At 50.7% G+C, this 20,865-nt stretch carries 17 protein-coding genes and 5 pseudogenes; 6 read left to right on the top strand and 16 right to left on the bottom strand.

Features of this window, described 5'->3' with window-relative positions; genetic code table 11:
• The first annotated feature begins 41 nt into the window (after nucleotides 1-41).
• Nucleotides 42-581: a copper-binding periplasmic metallochaperone CueP gene (gene cueP / locus F4V61_RS13165; RefSeq protein ID WP_080160961.1), complete on the top strand. Its 540-nt coding sequence runs from the start codon at nucleotides 42-44 to the stop codon at nucleotides 579-581.
• A 371-nt stretch (nucleotides 582-952) separates the two neighbouring features.
• Here the strand turns inward: cueP and F4V61_RS13160 are convergent.
• The 8 genes and pseudogenes from F4V61_RS13160 to F4V61_RS13120 all read right to left on the bottom strand — a co-directional run.
• A pseudogene (locus F4V61_RS13160) lies at nucleotides 953-1,159 on the bottom strand (GNAT family N-acetyltransferase); the annotation flags it as partial.
• Nucleotides 1,146-1,268, bottom strand: a pseudogene (locus F4V61_RS13155) (DUF1778 domain-containing protein); the annotation flags it as partial. The pseudogenes F4V61_RS13155 and F4V61_RS13160, both read right to left, overlap by 14 nt.
• A gap of 291 nt (nucleotides 1,269-1,559) precedes the next feature.
• Nucleotides 1,560-2,372: an LPO_1073/Vpar_1526 family protein gene (locus F4V61_RS13150; RefSeq protein ID WP_001071989.1), complete on the bottom strand. Its 813-nt coding sequence runs from the start codon at nucleotides 2,370-2,372 to the stop codon at nucleotides 1,560-1,562.
• Entirely contained in the window at nucleotides 2,347-2,559 is a 213-nt protein-coding gene (locus tag F4V61_RS13145) for a hypothetical protein (protein ID WP_000895345.1), read from the bottom strand. Before F4V61_RS13145 ends, F4V61_RS13150 begins: the two co-directional genes overlap by 26 nt.
• A 323-nt stretch (nucleotides 2,560-2,882) precedes the next feature.
• Nucleotides 2,883-3,310, bottom strand: a pseudogene (locus F4V61_RS22415) (transposase); the annotation flags it as partial.
• A gap of 264 nt (nucleotides 3,311-3,574) precedes the next feature.
• A complete protein-coding gene (gene glyS, locus F4V61_RS13130; protein ID WP_058344912.1) occupies nucleotides 3,575-5,644 on the bottom strand; it encodes a glycine--tRNA ligase subunit beta in 2,070 nt (689 codons plus the stop codon).
• A gap of 9 nt (nucleotides 5,645-5,653) precedes the next feature.
• A complete protein-coding gene (glyQ, locus tag F4V61_RS13125) occupies nucleotides 5,654-6,565 on the bottom strand; it encodes a glycine--tRNA ligase subunit alpha (protein ID WP_058344911.1) in 912 nt (303 codons plus the stop codon).
• Nucleotides 6,566-6,703: 138 nt separating this feature from the next.
• On the bottom strand, nucleotides 6,704-7,006 hold the full coding sequence (locus tag F4V61_RS13120; RefSeq protein WP_058344910.1) for a YsaB family lipoprotein: 303 nt from the start codon (nucleotides 7,004-7,006) through the stop codon (nucleotides 6,704-6,706).
• 168 nt (nucleotides 7,007-7,174) lie between these two features.
• Between F4V61_RS13120 and F4V61_RS13110 the strand changes: the two genes are divergently transcribed.
• Entirely contained in the window at nucleotides 7,175-8,170 is a 996-nt protein-coding gene (locus F4V61_RS13110) for an acyltransferase (protein WP_079827432.1), read from the top strand.
• Nucleotides 8,171-8,192: 22 nt separating this feature from the next.
• On the opposite strand, the gene F4V61_RS13105 is transcribed toward F4V61_RS13110, so the two are convergent.
• From F4V61_RS13105 to xylA, 3 genes are all read right to left on the bottom strand, one after another.
• Nucleotides 8,193-8,546: a YiaA/YiaB family protein gene (locus tag F4V61_RS13105; RefSeq protein WP_079781297.1), complete on the bottom strand. Its 354-nt coding sequence runs from the start codon at nucleotides 8,544-8,546 to the stop codon at nucleotides 8,193-8,195.
• A gap of 174 nt (nucleotides 8,547-8,720) precedes the next feature.
• On the bottom strand, nucleotides 8,721-10,175 hold the full coding sequence (gene xylB, locus F4V61_RS13100; RefSeq protein ID WP_079903607.1) for a xylulokinase: 1,455 nt from the start codon (nucleotides 10,173-10,175) through the stop codon (nucleotides 8,721-8,723).
• A gap of 99 nt (nucleotides 10,176-10,274) precedes the next feature.
• Nucleotides 10,275-11,597, bottom strand: coding sequence for a xylose isomerase (xylA, locus tag F4V61_RS13095; RefSeq protein WP_001149556.1), 1,323 nt, complete (start codon nucleotides 11,595-11,597; stop codon nucleotides 10,275-10,277).
• 362 nt (nucleotides 11,598-11,959) lie between these two features.
• Between xylA and xylR the strand changes: the two genes are divergently transcribed.
• Nucleotides 11,960-13,138 (top strand): D-xylose utilization transcriptional activator XylR, encoded by a 1,179-nt coding sequence (xylR, locus tag F4V61_RS13090; RefSeq protein ID WP_038397417.1) that lies wholly within the window; start codon nucleotides 11,960-11,962, stop codon nucleotides 13,136-13,138.
• 70 nt (nucleotides 13,139-13,208) lie between these two features.
• Here xylR and F4V61_RS13085 read toward each other — a convergent pair whose 3' ends face one another.
• Complete coding sequence (locus tag F4V61_RS13085) at nucleotides 13,209-14,033, bottom strand: protein bax (protein ID WP_024132090.1); 825 nt, start codon at nucleotides 14,031-14,033, stop codon at nucleotides 13,209-13,211.
• Between the two features lie 316 nt (nucleotides 14,034-14,349).
• On the opposite strand from F4V61_RS13085, the pseudogene F4V61_RS13080 reads away from it, so the two are divergent.
• Nucleotides 14,350-14,631, top strand: a pseudogene (locus F4V61_RS13080) (alpha-amylase); the annotation flags it as partial.
• Nucleotides 14,632-14,824: 193 nt separating this feature from the next.
• Entirely contained in the window at nucleotides 14,825-16,075 is a 1,251-nt protein-coding gene (avtA, locus tag F4V61_RS13075) for a valine--pyruvate transaminase (protein ID WP_000144375.1), read from the top strand.
• Nucleotides 16,076-16,111: 36 nt separating this feature from the next.
• On the opposite strand, the gene F4V61_RS13070 is transcribed toward avtA, so the two are convergent.
• The 3 genes and pseudogenes from F4V61_RS13070 to aldB all read right to left on the bottom strand — a co-directional run bounded on the left by F4V61_RS13070 (nucleotide 16,112) and on the right by aldB (nucleotide 18,416).
• Nucleotides 16,112-16,585 carry a 4Fe-4S dicluster domain-containing protein gene (locus tag F4V61_RS13070; RefSeq protein WP_001078808.1) on the bottom strand — a complete coding sequence of 158 codons (474 nt, stop codon included), beginning with the start codon at nucleotides 16,583-16,585 and terminating at the stop codon, nucleotides 16,112-16,114.
• Nucleotides 16,586-16,722: 137 nt separating this feature from the next.
• A pseudogene (locus F4V61_RS22410) lies at nucleotides 16,723-16,800 on the bottom strand (hypothetical protein); the annotation flags it as partial.
• Nucleotides 16,801-16,877: 77 nt separating this feature from the next.
• Nucleotides 16,878-18,416: an aldehyde dehydrogenase AldB gene (aldB, locus tag F4V61_RS13065; RefSeq protein ID WP_000183996.1), complete on the bottom strand. Its 1,539-nt coding sequence runs from the start codon at nucleotides 18,414-18,416 to the stop codon at nucleotides 16,878-16,880.
• A gap of 168 nt (nucleotides 18,417-18,584) precedes the next feature.
• Here aldB and F4V61_RS13060 point away from each other — a divergent pair, with 168 nt between their 5' ends.
• Entirely contained in the window at nucleotides 18,585-19,466 is an 882-nt protein-coding gene (locus F4V61_RS13060) for an ROK family protein (protein ID WP_080160959.1), read from the top strand.
• Between the two features lie 71 nt (nucleotides 19,467-19,537).
• On the opposite strand, the gene yiaY is transcribed toward F4V61_RS13060, so the two are convergent.
• Nucleotides 19,538-20,689 (bottom strand): L-threonine dehydrogenase, encoded by a 1,152-nt coding sequence (yiaY, locus tag F4V61_RS13055; RefSeq protein ID WP_000741490.1) that lies wholly within the window; start codon nucleotides 20,687-20,689, stop codon nucleotides 19,538-19,540.
• Nucleotides 20,690-20,865: the final 176 nt, after the last annotated feature.

The following is a 20,865-nucleotide window of genomic DNA, read 5'->3' as shown; positions in this document are numbered from 1 at the left end:
CCTATAGTGGGCAAGGATATTGTTCACAAGGAATTGAAGTTATGTCGAAAGCATCATGGTTATTACTTTTGGGTTTATGCGCCAGCGGCTCCGCGCTTGCGGCATCCTCAGAATCCGCTTTTCTGGCGCAACACGGGCTTGCGGGAAAAACGGTTGAGCAGATCGTGGATACGATTGATCAAACGCCGCAGAGCCGTCCTTTGCCTTACTCCGCGTCGATTACCAGTACCGAACTCAAATTATCTGACGGAGAGCAGATTTATACGCTACCGTTAGGCGACAAATTCTATCTCTCTTTTGCGCCCTATGAATGGCGGACACACCCCTGTTTTAACCACAGCCTTTCCGGCTGTCAGGGAGAAATGCCGAACACGACTTTCAATGTAAAAGTGACGGATAACAAAGGTGATGTCATCATGCAAAAAGCGCTGAGGAGCTATCAAAACGGCTTTATCGGCGTCTGGCTTCCGCGCGACATGGAAGGAACGATCGAAGTGAGCTACAACGGCAAAACAGCGTCACATGCTATTGCCACAAAAGGTGACAGCCAGACCTGCCTGACGGAATTACCATTACGTTAAAAAAATGCCCGATAACATAATGGGTTATCGGGCCTATAAAACGCCAACAAGATAAAATTAACAGAGTGCCTTGAGAATGCATAGCGCCACAAGAATGGCAGAGGTGGGCTCACTTTGTACTGACCCCAAAAACCTGGACAGATTAACCGAGGCATCAGCGAAAGAGTCCATTTAATACATGGGCTCTTTTTTGTTTCTGGCTATAACTAAATAACATTGTCCGCAATCGAATTATCCATTCCGTTGCTTTCTTGCATCACGCGGATTCCTGTCTCATCAATATTTTGTTCGTCGTATTCTTCCTGAATTTAACCTTAGACGTTCTATCAAATTATCGCTTATAGCGATTTGAACATAACAGTCTTTGCATTCTATTGAGGGAGCCTAAGGAACAATGTTCGCTGCTGAGTTTGTGATGATTTGAAACCATGGTGAATGTAGAAATTTTTGGCTTCTTCGGTAAGTGCATGAACCATGATTGCACGTACACCAATATTCTCGGCAACCCGATAGCAACGAAGCACTGCATCATGAAGTAAATCAGCACCAAGCCCTTTTCCATGGAATGAAATCTGTACGTGACTTGTGAAGGATTTCCGCAGCTGCATCAATGAGCGCCCGCTGCGATTCCTTAGCTCTAAGGTTAAGTTGAACATCTGATTTCATGAGACACCCTTTGTATAGCATTTGCTTTACAAGAATAGCACAACCACCATGTATAGCAAACGATATACATCAAGTCGTCGTTTTTCATTTTTTGAATACTGATGTCCGCTTTGTGCCATGAGCGGATGTCAAGCACGTCTAAGAATGTTAATAGATGGCGAACATATCATATTTCAAAAATTGAATGGACCAATTTTCCTGATATTATATAAACTTGTTAGGGCTGCTGCAGTAGCCCTATTTTATAAGATAAGTAGAAATAGACAACATCCCAAATATACTAATCGGCATGGATCTAGTCAATGCTAAGATTTACTGTAAAAAATCGCGCAAATTCATTGAAGGAAATATTTTTGCCAGCATTTTGATGGCTATTACTTGGCCCGGTGTAGTGAGCGTGAGTTGGTGCAAGTCTTTTTGATCATAGAAATTTAAAGCTTGATACATTCTCGGATATTTCAATTCTGCATCAATCCCTTGTAGGTAATTATTTTTTTCCTTCATACCTTCAAAGGTATTGCTTCCCATAATATTGACGTAACTTCCCACCCCAATAGAGGCCATTGTCTTGAGTTTCGAACGTGACATATCGTCACCTCGCGACAAAAAATGATCATAGATTAAGCCATAAACATTATCAACTTCAGCAGGGTTACTCCAAGTAAGTGATTGAATAAAATGCAATGCTGGCAAGATTGCTAGCATATCACTAGTTAATTTTGGTACCATCTCCACTGCCGCTTCAATACAATTATCTATGTAGTCAGTACTGTCTTTTTCGATTCTGGATTCCAACAATTCGGCCAATAAATCGATATCTATTTTGGTACCTTTTCTTGCAACACCTTGAACTGCGTTGTTAAATGTACTTTGTACATCGGGCTGAGCAAGTTTTTCTACGCTGATTTGATCAATCTTTGAATCAATTTTTTCGAATGTCGCCTTGACTAATGCGTCAACATTTTCCTTGGCTGTTGAGGCAGCAATAGCTTCGAGTCTTGGGAAATTTTCTGTTAGCAATAAATTAAATAATCGTTCACACTCAGCAAAGCTGATTCCTTGAGTTAAGTTTCCCGCAATCTGTATTACAGTCGAATTTTCATTTGCTTGAGCTTTTTGATTCATTATCCTTTCCTCCTTGAAAATCACCTCCAACCTGAATAACTATGCCTCCGTTGACTTTTGCTTTTTGGGAAATTGACTTATTTTTTAGTACTTTTTTCCCTCCCCAAATTAATGACAGGATCGCTAGAAGTACTCCGAGGTATGTAGCCCAATCAGTACCTATGTGGTTATTTAACCATTCAAGCATACCAACACTCCTTTTTTATTTAAAAAAAAATCAATGTATTACTCGCATTTGCCATTGAATTTAGCAAAAACACTAAGTATTTGAAAGCATTTTGGAACCTTAATTTTTATATTAAACTATTCAATGATCAAGAGTAAAAATCCCTACTACTAGATAAAATCTTGGCTTTGAAAGCCTAAATGTGTACACGGTTTACGTGCTTTTTAAGCTACTGCCACCTTGACCTGTCACTGGCGAAGTCCGCTTATCGCTTATAGCAGACATTTGCGTGAGCGTATCCACCGACGTTCAGGTTTCCTGATAGCATCCCTGTACAGACCTTGTTAATTTCTGCCTGGATAGCTCTTTAGGCGGTATTCAACCGGGCTGAGTACGTTAAATCTAAGGCTAATTCGTCGGGTATTGTAGTATCATATGTAATCCTCAATAGCTATCTTAAGTTCATCAATATCCTTAAATTTACTGGTGTAAAAACTTTCTGATTTTAAAGTCCCGAAAAAAATTCTGCACAGGCATTATCAAGGCCGTTGCCTTTGCGGGACATACTTTGGATGATGCCAAACTCTCGTAACTGATACTGGTACCATTGATGACGGTATTGCCAGCCCTGATCTGAATGAAGAACCGGATTGGTACTCGCATCAAGTCTGGCAAATGCCTTCATGAGTATGTCATCGATCATCGGCATGGTTGGACGTTCTGAAATACTGCAGGAGATCACTTCGTTATTGAAGAGATCAATAATGGGTGCTGTGCACTTTTGATTTATAGTCAGGTGGAGCTTTTCTCTCTCTGCCTTTTGGTGAATACCTGAGACAAACAGTCTCAAGCACCCGCAGCTATTCTAACGCCAATATCCGTACCGCCAGCGTTAATGTATTCCTGAAATATTTTTTGCCAATCAATAGAAATAACCGCATCTATGAGTTACAGAATTATTAGCGAATCGACTGATACTATTTATGTTATAAAAAAACCTGCCCGAGAGCAGGTTTTTGTTTAATTAACTGAACGCTTATTGCAGTAACGAAATATCCGCAACCTGCAGGAACAGTTCGCGTAGTTTCGACAACAGCGTCAGACGGTTGATACGGATATCTTTCTCTTCCGCGTTGACCATTACATTTTCGAAGAATTCATCCACCGGAGCGCGCAGAGCGGCCAACTCAATCAACGCTTCCTGATAACGGCCATCGGCAAAGTACGGCTGAAGCTTATCACGCAGCACAACCAGATGTCTGGCCAACTCAATTTCCGCCGCTTCTTTCAGTACGGAGGCGTGGACGATATCATTCAGCGGCTCAGTGGCTTTCGCCAGGATGTTGGAGACGCGCTTGTTCGCCGCCGCCAGCGCAGAGGCTTCTTCCAGGGTACGGAAGTGAGACACCGCCTTCATGCGGGCATCAAAATCAGCCGGACGGGTCGGACGACGCGCCAGTACCGCCTGGATGGTATCAACGGTGTAGCCTTCGTCCTGATACCAGGCGCGGAAGCGACCCAGCATAAAATCGATCACATCATCGACTACATTGGCGTTGGTCAGCTTATCGCCATACAGACGTACAGCCTCTTCCGTCAGCGTTTGCAGATCAAGAGCGAGGTTTTTCTCAACGATGATGCGCAGCACGCCCAGCGCGGCGCGGCGTAACGCAAACGGATCTTTGTCGCCTTTCGGATGCTGACCAATGCCGAAGATACCCGCCAGGGTATCCATCTTATCAGCGATTGCCAGCGCGCAGGCCACCGGGTTTGACGGCAGGTCATCCCCGGCAAAACGCGGCTGATACTGTTCGTTCAGCGCCACGGCAACATCTTCCGCTTCGCCATCATGGCGCGCGTAGTGCATCCCCATCACACCCTGAGTATCGGTGAACTCAAAGACCATGTTGGTCATCAGATCGCACTTGGACAGCAGGCCTGCGCGGGTGGCGTGGTTCACGTCAGCGCCAATCTGACCGGCAATCCAGCCCGCCAGCGCCTGAATGCGATCGGTCTTGTCACGCAATGTACCGAGCTGTTGCTGGAACAGGACGGTTTGCAGACGCGGAAGATGGTCTTCCAGGCGTTTTTTGCGGTCGGTATTGAAGAAGAACTCAGCATCCGCCAAGCGTGGACGAACTACTTTCTCGTTACCGGAAATGATTTGTTGCGGGTCTGTCGACTCAATGTTGGCGACGAAGATAAAGTTCGGCAGCAGCTTGCCCGCGTTATCATAAACCGGGAAATACTTCTGGTCGCCCTTCATGGTGTACACCAGCGCTTCGGCAGGCACAGCGAGGAATTTTTCTTCGAATTTCGCCGTCAATACCACCGGCCATTCCACCAGCGAGGCGACTTCTTCCAGCAGGCTTTCGCTCAGGTCGGCATTGCCGCCAATCTTGCGCGCCGCCTCTTCCGCATCCGCTTTGATTTTAGCTTTACGCGCTTCGTAGTCCGCAATAACTTTGCCGCGTTCCAGCAGAATTTGCGGGTACTGATCGGCAGTATCGATGGTGAACTCCGGCTCGCCCATAAAGCGATGGCCGCGAATCACGCGGTCAGACTGAATGCCCAGAATAGTCGCCGGAATAACGTTATCGCCCAGCAGCAGGGTCACGGTGTGAACCGGACGCACGAAGTGAACGTCGGACGCGCCCCAGCGCATCAGTTTCGGAATAGGCAGTTTCGCCAGCGAGGTGGCTACCATGTTCGGCACCAGCGCTTCGGTACTTTCGCCCTTCACGTGGGCGCGATACAGCAGCCATTCGCCTTTGCCGGTCTTCAGACGCTCGGCCTGATCAACGGTGATCCCGCAGCCGCGCGCCCAGCCTTCTGCCGCTTTGCTCGGTTTGCCTTCGGCGTCGAACGCCTGAGCAATCGCCGGACCACGTTTTTCGACTTCGCGATCGGGCTGAGATTCAGCAAGATTCGCCACTTTCAGCGCCAGACGGCGCGGGGCGGCAAACCATTCAACCTTGCCGTGCGCGAGGCCAGCGTTATCCAGCTCCGCAGTAAAGTTCGCAGCAAAGGACTCCGCCAGGCTGCGCAGGGCTTTTGGCGGCAGCTCTTCAGTGCCGATTTCCACCAGAAAAGTTTTCTCAGACATGGCCGCCTCTTATTCCTCTTTGTTGCACATCGGGAAGCCGAGGGCTTCACGGGAAGCATAATAAGCTTCCGCCACTGCTTTGGTCAGGGTGCGAATACGCAAAATGTAGCGCTGACGTTCAGTGACGGAAATGGCTTTACGCGCATCCAGCAGGTTAAAGCTATGGGCGGCTTTCAGAATACGCTCGTAGGCCGGGAGCGGCAGCGGGTTTTCCAGCGCCAGCAGTTGCTGCGCTTCTTTTTCATACTGCTCAAAGCAGGTGAACAAGAAATCCACATCGGCGTATTCAAAGTTATAGGTGGACTGCTCCACTTCATTCTGATGGAACACGTCGCCGTAAGTGGTTTTACCCAGAGGGCCGTCGCTCCAGACCAGATCATAAACGCTGTCTACGCCCTGGATGTACATTGCCAGACGTTCCAGACCGTAGGTTATTTCCCCGGTCACAGGTTTACATTCCAGACCACCAACCTGCTGGAAGTAGGTGAACTGCGTCACTTCCATGCCGTTCAGCCACACTTCCCAGCCCAGCCCCCAAGCGCCCAGCGTTGGGTTTTCCCAGTTATCTTCCACGAAACGGATATCGTGAATGGTTGGGTCCATACCCAGTTCTTTCAAAGAACCGAGGTACAGCTCCTGAATGTTCTCCGGAGACGGTTTAATCACCACCTGAAACTGATAATAGTGCTGTAAACGGTTCGGGTTTTCGCCATAGCGACCATCGGTAGGACGACGAGAAGGCTGCACATAGGCAGTCGCCATCGGCTCTGGCCCCAGCGCGCGCAGGCAGGTCATTGGGTGAGAGGTTCCCGCGCCGACTTCCATGTCCAATGGTTGAACAATGGTACAGCCCTGGCGAGCCCAGTAATCCTGTAAGGTCAGGATCAAGCCCTGGAAGGTCCTGGTATCAAACTTTTGCATATTATTTCGTGCTGGATACGTGTGGATTTAAAGGAAGGAGCCAGTATACCCGCTGGATGCGAGATATACAGTATGAAACAGGTTTGTTTAGCGAAAAATGCCCGGATTCGCGGTATCACACCTCACCAGAGGCGGCTTTTACCGCATAGAAAGATGTAAAAACTGCCCATCTGCATCAAAAGAGCAGACAAAACTCTCTTTACGGAAGGTATTACCACGCATTTCATAGCTCCCCTGAAACTGTTCGAAGCCGGTAACATCAATTTTCTGTGCGTCAGTATTGTAACGTCGCGCCGCCTGATTTTTACACAAGGCTTCCATATCCAGCGTGCGTGTCGGACTAACTTTACTTTGCTGGGCTTTCTGCGTCGGCGGTTGCGTCTCTGTGCATCCCACCAACGCGATGGCTATCATCACAGGAAAGAAATACTTCATCGTCATTTTTATTACCGTCTGGTTTGCCGATCAGTCTTATTATTATTAAGGTTTGTGGTTAACAGACGCATTGTGCGAATCTCCTTACGCCATCACAAGGTGTAGCGTAAAAAGTCAGATTTTTCCAGTTCGCCACCGCGCTGGAACCCTATTGAAACGGAAGCTGAGGAACTGATGCAGCCTAAAATTAACTGGATTGATAACCTGCGAGGGATCGCCTGTTTAATGGTGGTGATGATCCATACCACAACATGGTACATCACTAATGCCCACAGCGTCAGCCCGTTAAACTGGGATATTGCGAACATCCTGAATTCGACTTCGCGAGTTAGCGTTCCCCTGTTTTTTATGATTTCAGGCTATCTTTTTTTTGGCGAGCGAAGCGCGCAGTCGCGGCATTTTTTACGTATCGCCCTCTGCCTTATCTTTTACAGCGTTGTCGCCCTGATTTACATTTCACTTTTTACCTCGATCAACGCCGAGCTCTCGCTAAAAAATTTGCTGCAAAAACCCGTGTTTTATCACCTGTGGTTTTTCTTTGCGATTGCGGTGATCTATCTGGTATCGCCATTAATCCAGGTAAAAAATGTGAGCGGCAAAATGCTCCTGACGATGATGATGGTCATTGGCATTATTGCTAATCCGAATACTGTGCCGCAGAAAATAGGCGGCGTTGAATGGTTGCCCATCAACCTGTATATCAGTGGCGACACGTTCTATTACATTCTCTACGGTATGCTGGGACGCGCCATTGGAATGATGGAGACGCAAAAGCAATCGCTGACGCTTATCTGCGCCGCCCTGTTCATCATCGCGGTATTTATTATTTCTCGCGGCACATTGCATGAATTACGCTGGCGTGGAAATTTTGCCGATACCTGGTATCTGTATTGCGGCCCCATGGTGTTTATTTGCGCTGTTTCACTGTTCACGGTGGTTAAAAATAAGTTGAATGCGCGAACTTTACCTGGACTGGGGCTTATCTCCCGCCACTCGTTGGGTATTTATGGTTTTCACGCGCTGATTATCCATGCGCTACGCACCAACGGACTGGAATTAAAACGTTGGCCACCGTTGGATATCGGGTGGATTTTTTCCGCTACGGTGGCAGGAAGCCTGCTACTTTCCATGCTGTTACAGCGCATTGATAAACAGAAATGGGTCAGCTAAACAACGATGATGGCTCCGGCCATCATGCATCATCACTATAAGTCGCGTAAATATCCGTTCCGTAGAGACTGAATCCCAGCGCCACCAGACAAAGAATTTTCAGCGCTCCTGCCAGTTCCAGATTAAATACGCCGACCGCGACCATACCAACGCCAAGCAGCAGCAAATATTTGCAACGAGAAAGCAGGCGGTCATTACCCGTATGTTCCTGGCGAATTAAGAGCGGAAAACCGCACATAACCATTGCCGCAAAAAAATAACCCTTTTCGCTTAATGTATGACAGGCTGGCCAGAGTCCCACCAGGTATACCACTGCACCGACGACTAACATTCCCAAACCGAGTACCCGTTTTCTACGCGTAACGTTATCGTCCATATCACTCTCCTTGTGGTTGAGTGAAACACATTAAGCGAAGAAATAGCGATGAAAAAGGCACCTGCTCAGCAATAATATAAAAATCAGAAAACACACATACTTTCTTCAATATAACTCAACAGAATCAATAATTATGAAAAATGCCTTTCAGCCAAAACCGAAAGGCATTCTGACTTATGACATCAACGGCAACAGTTGCAGATAGAGTCGGCGGAAGGTTTCACGACGCTGTTGATAAACCGTATGACGCTGCACATCAGGGTAATGTGCCTGCTCCAGCGGCAACTGCGGCAGCATATCGGCAAGCGGCATCTGTCTATTTACCGCAATTTGCGCCAGACGCGCCGCGCCCAGCGCCGGCCCTACATCGCCGCCAGTACGATAATCAAGCTGTAGCCCGCTAATATCAGATAGCATCTGACGCCAGTATTCGCTGCGCGCCCCGCCGCCGATAAGCGTCACGCTGGCGGGTCTGACGCCACAGGCGTGAACCGCATCCATGCCGTCCGCCAGGGCATATCCCACGCCTTCTAACACCGCACGCGCCAGTTCCGCCGGGCCGTGCTGATGGGTTAAACCAAAGAAAACGCCTTTTGCCTGCGGATTATTGTGCGGCGTGCGCTCGCCGGAAAGATACGGCAAAAACCAGACCGGATCGGTATGCTCATCCGCCTGCTGTGCGGCGGCAATTAGCGCCGGCACGCTCGCCTGCCCGGTGAGTTTAGCCGCCCAGTCCAGACAAGAGGCGGCGCTCAACATCACAGACATTAAATGCCAGCGTTCCGGCAAGGCATGGCAAAAACTATGTACTGCGCTTTCTGGTTTACTGAGAAAGCCGTCGCTGACGGCAAAATAAACACCCGATGTTCCGAGCGAGAGTATCGCCTGTCCGGCATCGATCATCCCTACGCCAACCGCGCCTGCCGCATTATCGCCGCCGCCCGCAACCACGGGTACTGATGGCATTCCCCATGCGCTGGCTACTTCCGGCAGCAACGTTCCGGTTATTTCACTACCTTCAAATAGCTCAGGCATCTGCTGTCGGGTTAAATGACAAGCGCTGAGCATAACGTCGCTCCAGTCGCGCTTTTTCACGTCCAGCCACATCGTTCCCGCCGCATCCGACATATCGCTGGCAAAGACGCCCGTCATTCGCAGCCGCAGAAAATCTTTCGGCAGCAGGACCTTATCTATCTGGCGGAAAATATCCGGCTCGTGGCGCTGCACCCATACTAATTTGGGCGCGGTAAAACCGGGCATCATCAGATTACCGGTTATCGCACGCGACTGCGGCGCCTGTTTTTCCAGCCATGCGCACTCTTCGCTACAGCGTCCATCGTTCCATAAGATCGCCGGACGCAGAACCTGCTGTCGGCTATCAAGCAACGTCGCGCCATGCATTTGTCCCGCGATACCCAACGCCCGAACGCCATTTAACGACTGTTGCCGACCTAAACTTTTGACCGCGCGATCCGCCGCCTGCCACCACTGCTCTGGCTCCTGCTCGGACCATAAAGGATGGCGACGCGATACAGTCAGTTTTTCAGTATGCGTAGCCAGCACATCGCCCTGCTCATTCAACAGGATGGCCTTTACACCCGATGTACCAAGATCGATCCCGATATACATATTGTGGGTTCCTTTACTGAAAGCGCCCGGCAGCGCTACGCTTACCGGGCTATCAACCACCACTGGCCGGGCTAACGCAGAGTTCCCCGACAAATATATTTATTTATCAAATAGATAACGGTTAACCAGATTTTCTAACAGTTCCTGATGACCGCTTTGATGTACCGGTGCCAGGTTGTGCTGCTCCGCATACTGCGCCAGCTCGCCTAAGGAGAGCTGCCCTTTCAGGATTTGCTGTCCCAGTTCGCCATTCCAGCCGGCGTAGCGCTTCGCCACGCGTTTATCCAGTTCGCCGTCTTCGACCATACGCGCGGCGATTTTCAGCGACAGAGCCATTGTATCCATCGCGCCGATATGACCGTAGAACAGATCGTATTTATCGGTACTCTGGCGACGGACTTTGGCGTCGAAGTTGAGGCCGCCCGTGGTGAACCCGCCCGCTTTCAGAATTTCGTACATCACCAGCGCGTTCTCTTCAACGCTAATGGGGAACTGATCGGTATCCCAGCCCAGTTGCGCATCGCCGCGGTTGGCGTCAACGGAGCCAAAAATACCCAGCGCGATAGCAGTGGCGATCTCATGGTGGAACGAGTGGCCCGCCAGCGTCGCATGGTTCGCCTCAATATTCACTTTGATCTCTTTTTCCAGACCGAACTGTTTAAGGAAACCATAGACCGTTGCAACATCATAATCATACTGATGTTTTGTCGGTTCCTGCGGTTTCGGTTCAATCAGCAGCGTCCCCTGGAAACCGATTTTATGCTTGTGCTCGACCACCATTTGCATAAAACGGCCAATCTGTTCGCGTTCCTGGCGCAGATCGGTATTCAGCAACGTTTCGTAGCCTTCGCGTCCGCCCCACAGTACGTAGTTTTCGCCGCCCAGTTTATGCGTGGCGTTCATTGCCGTTACCACTTGCGTCGCAGCCCAGCTAAAGACATCCGGGTCCGGATTAGTAGCGGCGCCTGCGCCATAACGCGGATTGGTAAAGCAGTTCGCCGTTCCCCACAGCAGTTTTACGCCGCTCTGCTCCTGTTTTGCCGCCAGTACATCCACCATCTGCGCGAAGTTGTTTTTATACTCTTTCAACGACGCGCCTTCTGGCGACACATCCACATCATGGAAGCAATAAAAAGGCACATTCAGTTTATGGAAAAATTCGAACGCCACGTCCGCTTTGCGTTTCGCCAGTTCCAGGGCTTCACCCGGTTGCTGCCACGGACGATTAAACGCTCCCACGCCAAACATATCCGCGCCGTTCCAGCAGAAGGTATGCCAGTAACAGGCCGCGAAACGCAGGTGATCTTCCATACGTTTGCCTAAAACCAGCTCATCGGGATTGTAATGACGAAATGCCAGCGGGTTAGTCGATTGAGGGCCTTCATAGCGAACGCGATCGAGTTGGTCAAAATAAGCCTGCATAGTGAGCTCCATAATCAGATAATACGGCAAGTAAACGACATAGCGTCATACTGGAATTTCCTGATTTATTGCTCAATTACGTTATTTCACACCGCTATTGAGAGAATACCCAAATGTGCTCTGGCTCTCAAAATAACGCTGAAAACCGCAGGAGAAAAAAGCGATCGCGCTCGAATCCTGGAAAATAAACAAAAAACCGTAATACGTAGATAAGAAATGACAATTGTCATCCGCCGTTTGCTGTGATGAATTTCGCATAACGCTTCAGGCGCGAAATAATTTGCCATCATTCGCCAGGCCGTTATGTCAGCCGTTTTGATAGTATCCACGAGTCCGGTTTCACTTTTGCAGGATATATCCTCATGTTTGATAAACGTCATCGCATTACTCTGTTATTTAACGCGAATAAAGCCTACGACCGTCAGGTAGTGGAGGGCGTGGGTGAATATTTACAAGCCTCACAATCCGAATGGGATATATTTATTGAGGAAGATTTCCGCGCCCGTATCGATAACATTAAAGAGTGGCTAGGCGACGGCGTTATTGCCGATTACGATGATGACCATATCGCGCAATTATTGGCCGATGTCGACGTACCGATTGTCGGGGTCGGCGGTTCTTACCACCTTGCTGAAAATTATCCCGGCGTTCATTACATCGCCACCGATAACCATGCGCTGGTTGAAAGCGCTTTCCTGCATTTAAAAGAAAAAGGCGTCAACCGCTTCGCGTTTTACGGCTTACCCGCCTCCAGCCGCAAACATTGGGCGGCGGAACGGGAATATGCCTTTCGCCAACTGGTCGCCGAGGAAAAATACCGTGGCGTAGTCTATCAGGGGCTGGAAACCGCGCCGGAAAACTGGCAGCACGCGCAAAATCGTCTCGCCGACTGGCTTCAGACGCTGCCGCCGCAAACCGGCATCATTGCCGTGACGGATGCCCGCGCCCGTCACGTATTGCAGGTCTGCGAACATCTGCATATTCCGGTGCCTGAAAAACTTTGCGTTATCGGCATTGATAACGAAGAGTTAACCCGTTATCTGTCACGCGTCGCGCTTTCTTCCGTCGCGCAGGGGGCGAGGCAAATGGGCTATCAGGCGGCGAAACTGCTGCACCGTTTGCTGGCGCGTGAAGAGATGCCTTTACAGCGCATTCTGGTGCCGCCGGTGCGCGTCATTGCGCGCCGCTCGACAGACTACCGCTCCCTGACCGATCCGGCGGTTATCCAGGCGATGCACTTTATTCGTAACCATGCCTGTAAGGGCATTAAAGTCGAGCAGGTGCTGGACGCGGTTGGGATTTCACGTTCAAACCTGGAAAAACGTTTTAAGGAAGAGGTTGGCGAGACGATACATGCCGTGATCCACGCCGAAAAGCTGGAAAAAGCGCGTAGCTTGTTGGTTTCCACCACGTTGGCGATAAACGAAATTTCGCAAATGTGCGGCTACCCGTCGCTGCAATATTTCTATTCGGTGTTTAAAAAAGAGTACGACACCACGCCTAAGGAGTATCGCGACCTGCATAGTGAAGTGTTGTTGTAGTTGCCGGATGGCGGCTTTCCGGTCTACAGATCGCTTTGTAGGCCTGGTAAGCTGCCTCCGGCATACAGAATTACATATGCGCGGCGATCAGGCGCTGGTTGTCCTGATACATTGCGAACAGATAGTTGTTATAGCGCGCCCCTTGGGTAGAATACCCCTTCAGCTTATGAATCATCGCCGTGGCGGTGACTTCCTGATCCGCCTTACGCAGTTGGGCGCGCGACTTACGGAAAGAGGAATAAGCCGGATGCGTGTTCAGGTTGGTGACATAAGCGCTAACCGATTCCTTAACCGACGCGAATTGCGAATAACCTTTCACCTTGCCTGGCGCATTGGCACAATGCCCTTTCGCGCACTTCATACCGAACAGGTTATTGTTGCTACGCGCCAGCTTAGAGGTTCCCCACCCGCTTTCCGCTGCCGCCATCGTCGCCACCATACTGGCTGGAATAATGTCGACACGCTCCAGCAACGTATTCCACGGAATACGACGCGTGTTGCCGGACCAGCGCACTTTATAGCGCTTTGCAATATCTTTCATACGCGCGCGTTCAGACGGCGACCAGCGGTTCTGATACTGTTTTGAAATTAGCCAGTTACGGTCCGCGGTAATAGCGGCATTTTGGCTGGTGATGTAAGGCATAACGGTCCGGAGAAATGCTTTCTTTCTGGGGGTTCCGGAAGGGTATTTTCGCAAATCAGGAAGTGAACTACTCTTTGCACTATTGCGAGAATACTCTTGTTTACTGCTAACCTGTTTATAACTTGTCTCGGTTACGTGGGACTTTTGACTCGTTTGCATTGCGTGCGTCTTTGCCAGCACCTCACCCGAAAATACGATGGTGAGTAACATAAGAATCATTGCCCCATATCGTCGCATGGGAGTCAATATCATTAGGTCTCCTGGTCGGATTGATTCATTCCAACACCTTTTATTTTTCACGAATTTAAGGCACGAACCCCAAATTCTAGCAAAAATAGACTTAAAAAGCACCTCATGGAATAGTCTTAATCCGAAACTATGTCATTGATTAACGATAACCAACAGCAATCATGCCAATAAAATGTGTCGCTTATCGCAAATAGACGCGTTTTTTTTGCGCCTCGTCGCTCACCCTCGCGCCTCCTCCTGCGTGACTCGCTGTCTGGGAGGCGTTCATTCGCCTAAAAACCAGGCACCCTGATGAATATTGCCCACAAAGGATAGCGTGATGAAACTTGCCGCCTTCGCTCTGACGCTGATACCTGCAATCGCGTTCGCCTCATCATGGACCTCGCCTGGCTTTCCAACGTTCTCGGCGCAGGAAACCGGACGCTTTACCAGCCAGTCCGCGTTAACAAAAGGTACGCGCGCTTTAACGCTACACATTGACCAGCAATGCTGGCAGCCCGCCGATGCCATTAAACTCAACCAGGTGTTGTCGTTAAAACCCTGCGAAGGCGCGCCGCCGCAATGGCGTCTATTTAAAGATGGCGACGATACCGTGATGGTCGTCTGGGCGGGCCGCCCTAATCGTGACGCTACCGGAATCTTCGCGCGCCGGTAGCCTCTTCAAAATAAAAAACCAACCTGGAAAAAATTTGTAGCATAAAACATCAATACCACCGCTACCCTCTCATTTGCGCCCCGCCATTTGTAGCGTTATGGTTATCCACTTTGACAGACAGTTCGATAGATCACCCTTTATGACATTTTCACTTTTCGGCGATAAATTTACCCGCCATTCAGGCATTACCCGCCTGATGGAGGATCTCAACGACGGTTTACGCACGCCAGGCGCCATCATGCTTGGCGGCGGTAACCCGGCGCACATTCCTGCCATGCAGGATTATTTCCAGACGCTACTGGCAGAGATGGTAGAAAGCGGCAAAGCCGCTGATGCGCTTTGTAATTATGACGGTCCACAGGGAAAAACGGCGCTACTGACAGCGCTGGCCGCACTGCTACGTGAAAAACTGGGATGGGATATCGAACCACAGAATATTGCGCTGACAAATGGCAGTCAGAGCGCGTTTTTCTACTTGTTTAATCTCTTCGCCGGACGCCGCGCCGACGGCAGTACGAAAAAGGTGCTATTCCCGCTCGCGCCGGAATACATCGGCTATGCGGATTCCGGTCTGGAAGACGATCTCTTCGTCTCGGCGCGCCCTAATATTGAGCTGCTGCCGGAAGGTCAGTTTAAGTATCACGTCGATTTTGAGCATCTGCACATCGGTGAAGAGACAGGGATGATTTGCGTCTCGCGCCCGACCAATCCAACAGGTAACGTCATCACCGACGAAGAGCTGATGAAGCTGGACAGACTGGCGAATCAGCATCACATTCCACTGGTGATTGATAACGCTTACGGCGTGCCGTTTCCTGGCATTATCTTTAGCGAGGCGCGCCCGCTATGGAACCCAAATATTATCCTGTGCATGAGCCTCTCGAAACTGGGGCTGCCTGGCTCTCGCTGCGGCATTATCATCGCCAATGATAAAACGATTACCGCCATTGCCAACATGAACGGCATTATCAGCCTTGCGCCCGGCGGCATAGGTCCGGCGATGATGTGCGAAATGATTAAGCGTAACGATCTGCTGCGGCTGTCGGAAACGGTTATCAAATCTTTCTACTATCAGCGCGTTCAACAGACGATTGCGATCATTCGCCGCTACTTGCCCGAAGAACGCTGCCTGATTCATAAACCGGAGGGCGCTATATTTTTGTGGCTGTGGTTTAAAGATCTGCCGATTACCACCGAGTTGCTCTATCAGCGCTTAAAAGCGCGCGGCGTGTTGATGGTGCCGGGCCACTATTTCTTTCCCGGTCTGGATAAACCCTGGCCGCATACTCACCAGTGTATGCGGATGAACTACGTGCCTGAACCGGACAAAATCGAGGCGGGGGTAAAAATTCTGGCAGAAGAGATAGAATGCGCCTGGCGTGAAGGCTGACGGCTATTCCGGCCTTCGCACAGGCCGGAACGACGTTCAGAACGGTTGAGAATAGAGGCGCTGGCGCTGCACTTGTGTTGCGTCAACGCACTGTAACGCTCTGGTCGGGCAGGCTTCCACGCACGCTGGCCCCGCTTCCCGATGCCAGCAAAGATCGCATTTAATCGCCTGTGCGCCTGATGCGGACGCCACCACGGTCATCGCGCCAAACGGGCAAGCCAGCATACAGCTTTTACAGCCGATACAGCGTGATGGCGTCACGAAGATATGTCCCCGATCGCGGTGAATAGCCTGTACCGGGCAAACATTCGCGCACGGCGCATCCTCACACTGATGGCAGACCGTCGCCGTGGTGAGGCTATCCTCTTTTATCACCCGGATACGCGGCACAAAGTCCGCCGTCTTCACCGCCGCGCTATTCTGCTGTTCCTGATGCGACACCACGCAGGCGACCTCGCAGGTACGACATCCGATACACGCCGACGCATCCGCCATAATAAACCGGTTCATTGTTCTTCCCCTGCGTTAAAACATCAGAATGCCAGAGAGCAATTCCCCGCCGCTTTGATCCCACTACGGAAACGGACAAATTTTGTCAGATACCTGATAAAACCTGGCGGACTGTTTTATTCTCGAACGGTAAATCCCAGCTCATCGCACATCGCTGGTAAACCGGTAATGGTATTGCGGGTCAGCGGCTGGATCAGATCTATATGGCTTTCCCAGCGCGTAGACCTGATAAGCACAGAGCACTGTTATACCGGCTATCTGCCGGGCGCTACTGCCCGGCAGGAGAACACCATTAAAACAGTCCCAACGGCTTATCGGAATAGCTTACCAGCAGACATTTGGTCTGCTGGTAATGTTCAAGCATCATTTTGTGAGTCTCACGGCCAATGCCGGACTGTTTATATCCGCCGAACGCCGCATGTGCCGGGTAAGCGTGATAGCAGTTCGTCCATACGCGCCCGGCCTGAATCCCGCGCCCCATTTTATACGCCAGCGAACCATTACGGCTCCAGACGCCTGCGCCGAGGCCATACTGCGTATCGTTAGCGATTTCCAGCGCCTCCTCCATGGTTTTAAAGGTGGTTACCGCCAGCACCGGGCCAAAGATCTCCTCCTGAAAGACGCGCATGTTATTCTTACCAAACAGGATAGTGGGCTCAAGGTAATAGCCCTCTTTAAGTTCGCCATCCAGTTCCTTGCGTCGCCCACCGGTCAGAATATCGGCCCCCTCTTTTTTACCGATATCGATATAATTGAGGATAGTCTCAAGCTGGCCGTGAGAGACCTGTGCCCCCATCTGCGTACCGCTATCCAGCGGGTTCCCGCTGCGGATATTCTCCACCCGGCGAATAGCGCGCTCCATAAAGCGCTCATAGATGGATTCCTGGACCAGCGCACGGCTTGGACAGGTACATACCTCGCCCTGGTTAAAGGCAAACAGGGCAAACCCCTCCAGCGCTTTATCAAAAAACGCATCTTCCTCATCCATTACGTCAGCAAAGAAGATATTTGGTGATTTACCTCCTAACTCCAGAGTCACTGGAATAATATTCTGCGTGGCGTACTGCATGATCTGTTGACCTACTTCCGTCGAGCCGGTAAACGCCACCTTCGCGATACGTTTCGAGGTCGCCAGATATTCGCCAATCTCGCCGCCCGCGCCGTTAACTACGTTGACGACGCCCGGCGGTAACAGATCGCCAATGACTTCCATTAACAGCAGAACGGAAAGCGGCGTCAGGCGTGCCGGTTTAAGCACCACGCAGTTGCCCGCTGCCAGCGCTGGCGCCATTTTCCAGCTTGCCATCAACAACGGAAAGTTCCATGGGATTATCTGCCCCACGACGCCAAGCGGTTCATGAAAATGATAGGCTACGGTTTCGCTATCAACTTCGCTGATTCCGCCCTCCTGAGCACGTATGCAGGAAGCAAAATAGCGGAAGTGATCGATCGCCAGCGGTACGTCGGCAGCGCTGGTTTCACGAATCGGTTTACCGTTATCCCAGGTTTCCGCTGTCGCCAACAGTTCGAGGTTTTGTTCCATCCGATCGGCGATCTTAAACAAGATAGCGGCACGGTCTTGTACTGACGTATGCGCCCACTTATCTTTCGCCTTATGCGCGGCGTCGAGCGCCAAATCAATGTCTTTTTTACCGGAGGAAGCGACTTCACACAGCGGTTGGCCAGTCACTGGCGTCAGGTTTTGGTAATATTCGCCCCCGGCGGGCGCAACCCAGTTACCGCCAATAAAATTGTCATAGCGGGCTTTTAACTTCAGTGGGTACCCGTATTCACCTGGCTGAATACGCGTTGAAGGGGGATTGTTCGTCATGACCAACTCCTTATTGTAAAGGTACTCCACAAGGGTAGACGGTACTGGTGAATTTTTCGCCAATGGTTTCCCGCTTTACGACAGCAATCACGAATTACTTTCCTTTACGTTTCTCCGTCTGGTTTTAGCCATACTAAACAGGTGCCTGTTTAACGTACGGAGAACACTATGCAGCAATATATCGGTATTGATGTAGGAGGAACTCACGTCAAATATGGCGTGATTAACAGTGACGGCGAAGAATTAACCCATCATCAATTCGATACGCCAGAGGACGCCTCTACGTTTACCCACAAGTGGCAGGATATGGTGGCACGTTGCCAGCAGGATTATGACATTGCGGCAATCGGGGTCAGTTTCCCTGGCCATATTAACCCCCATAACGGTCATGCGGCGAAAGCGGGCGCGCTGGCTTACCTGGATGACGTCAACCTGATGGAGTTGTTCAGCGGGCTGACCGATCTGCCTCTGGTCGTGGAGAACGACGCGAACTGCGCGGCGCTGGGCGAAATGTGGCGAGGCGCCGGGCGGCATTATGAAAATCTGGTCTGCATTACTATTGGAACCGGCATTGGCGGCGGTATTATCGTCGGGCGAGAGCTGTGTCGCGGCGCGCATTTCCATGCCGGTGAATTCGGCGTCATGCCGGTCGGCAATAGCGGCGAAAGTATGCATAAAATCGCGTCGACCAGCGGATTAATGGCGTCGTGCCGCCAGGCTCTGGCGCTGCCCGCTGAAGAGATGCCGCCTGCGGATGTGATCTTCGAACGAATGGCGACCGATGTTCATCTGCGTGAGGCGGTCAATGACTGGGCGCGTTATCTGTCACGCGGCGTTTACAGCGTGATCTCGATGTTTGATCCGGGCGTGGTGCTGATCGGCGGAGGAATAAGCGAACAGGAAAAGCTCTACCCGCTCCTGACGCGGCATCTTGAAACGTTTGAAATGTGGGAGGCGCTCCAGGTGCCGATTCAGCCCTGCCAACTGGGAAATCAGGCGGGCAGGCTGGGCGCCGTCTGGCTGGCGCAGCAAAAGCTCGACCGAAGCTAAAGTGTTACGCCTTATCCGGCCTGCATCGTCTACGCAGGCCCGGTAAGCGTCCGCGCCACCGGGCAAAAGCGTTACATCGCCGCGCGATAAATTTCCACAATCTCATCGTGAGTAGCCTGAATCGGGTTCGTCAGGCCACAGGCGTCTTTGAGAGCATTGGTCGCCAGAACCGGGATATCCTCTTCCTTCACGTTTAGCTCACGCAGTCCTGCCGGAATATTGACTTTCTGCGACAGTTGGCGAATGGCCGCCACACATGCCTGCGCGCCCTCCGCTTCGTTCATGCCTGATACATCGACGCCCATCGCCGCTGCGCAATCACGCAGGCGAGCCGCCGCCACCTGGCTGTTAAATACCTGCACATGCGGCAGCAGAACTGCGTTACATACGCCATGCGGTAGGTTGTAGAAACCGCCAAGCTGGTGCGCCATAGCATGAACGTAGCCCAACGACGCATTGTTAAACGCCATTCCCGCCAGGAACTGCGCATAAGCCATCGCTTCACGCGCCTGGACATTGCTCCCCTCTTCAACCGCAACGATCAGATTTTCCGCAATCATCGTTACCGCTTTCAGTGCACAGGCGTCGGTAATAGGCGTTGCCGCAATGGAAACATAAGCTTCAATCGCGTGGGTTAACGCATCCATACCGGTCGCCGCCGTCAGGGACTTCGGCATACCAACCATTAAAGAGGAGTCGTTGACAGAGAGTAGCGGTGTAACATGTTTATCGACGATGGCCATTTTAATATGCCGCTCTTCGTCGGTGATGATGCAAAAACGGGTCATTTCAGACGCGGTGCCGGCGGTCGTGTTAATCGCAATCATCGGCAACTGCGGTTTCGCGGAGCGGTCAACGCCTTCGTAGTCGCGAATATCGCCGCCGTTTGCCGCCACCAGCGCAATACCTTTCGCGCAGTCGTGCGGGGAACCGCCGCCCAGCGAGATAACGCTGTCGCAGCCATTTTCTTTCAGAAGCTTCAACCCGGCCGCCACATTGCTGGTAGTAGGGTTAGGCTGCGTACCATCATAAATTACGCTAAAAATATCACGTTTCTGTAGCGCTTTTTGAATATCGCCCGCCATCCCTAATTTTGTCAGCATGGCATCCGTGACAATTAATGTACGGCGAAAACCATATTCCGCCATCGTATTCATTGCGTCCTTTAATGAATCGGCACCAATTACATTCACGGAAGGAATAAAAAATGTTGAAGCTGCCATAATACTGTCCTTAATTACCTGAATAAGGCGCAAAGAATACGGGCGAAATTACCCTAATAATATGATCGCGGTAGCTATTTTAAGAAGCCAGAAAAATAAAAAGCACATCAGGTTCATTCCCTGATGTGCTTTTTATAAATCAACTCAATAATTGTATTTATTCATTTCTTATTTAA

Source organism: Salmonella enterica subsp. arizonae, from assembly GCF_008692845.1.
GTDB classification, from domain to species: Bacteria; Pseudomonadota; Gammaproteobacteria; order Enterobacterales; family Enterobacteriaceae; genus Salmonella; species Salmonella arizonae.
The sequence above is the reverse complement of the archived record's forward strand: the minus strand, read 5'-3'. Positions and strand labels throughout refer to the sequence as shown.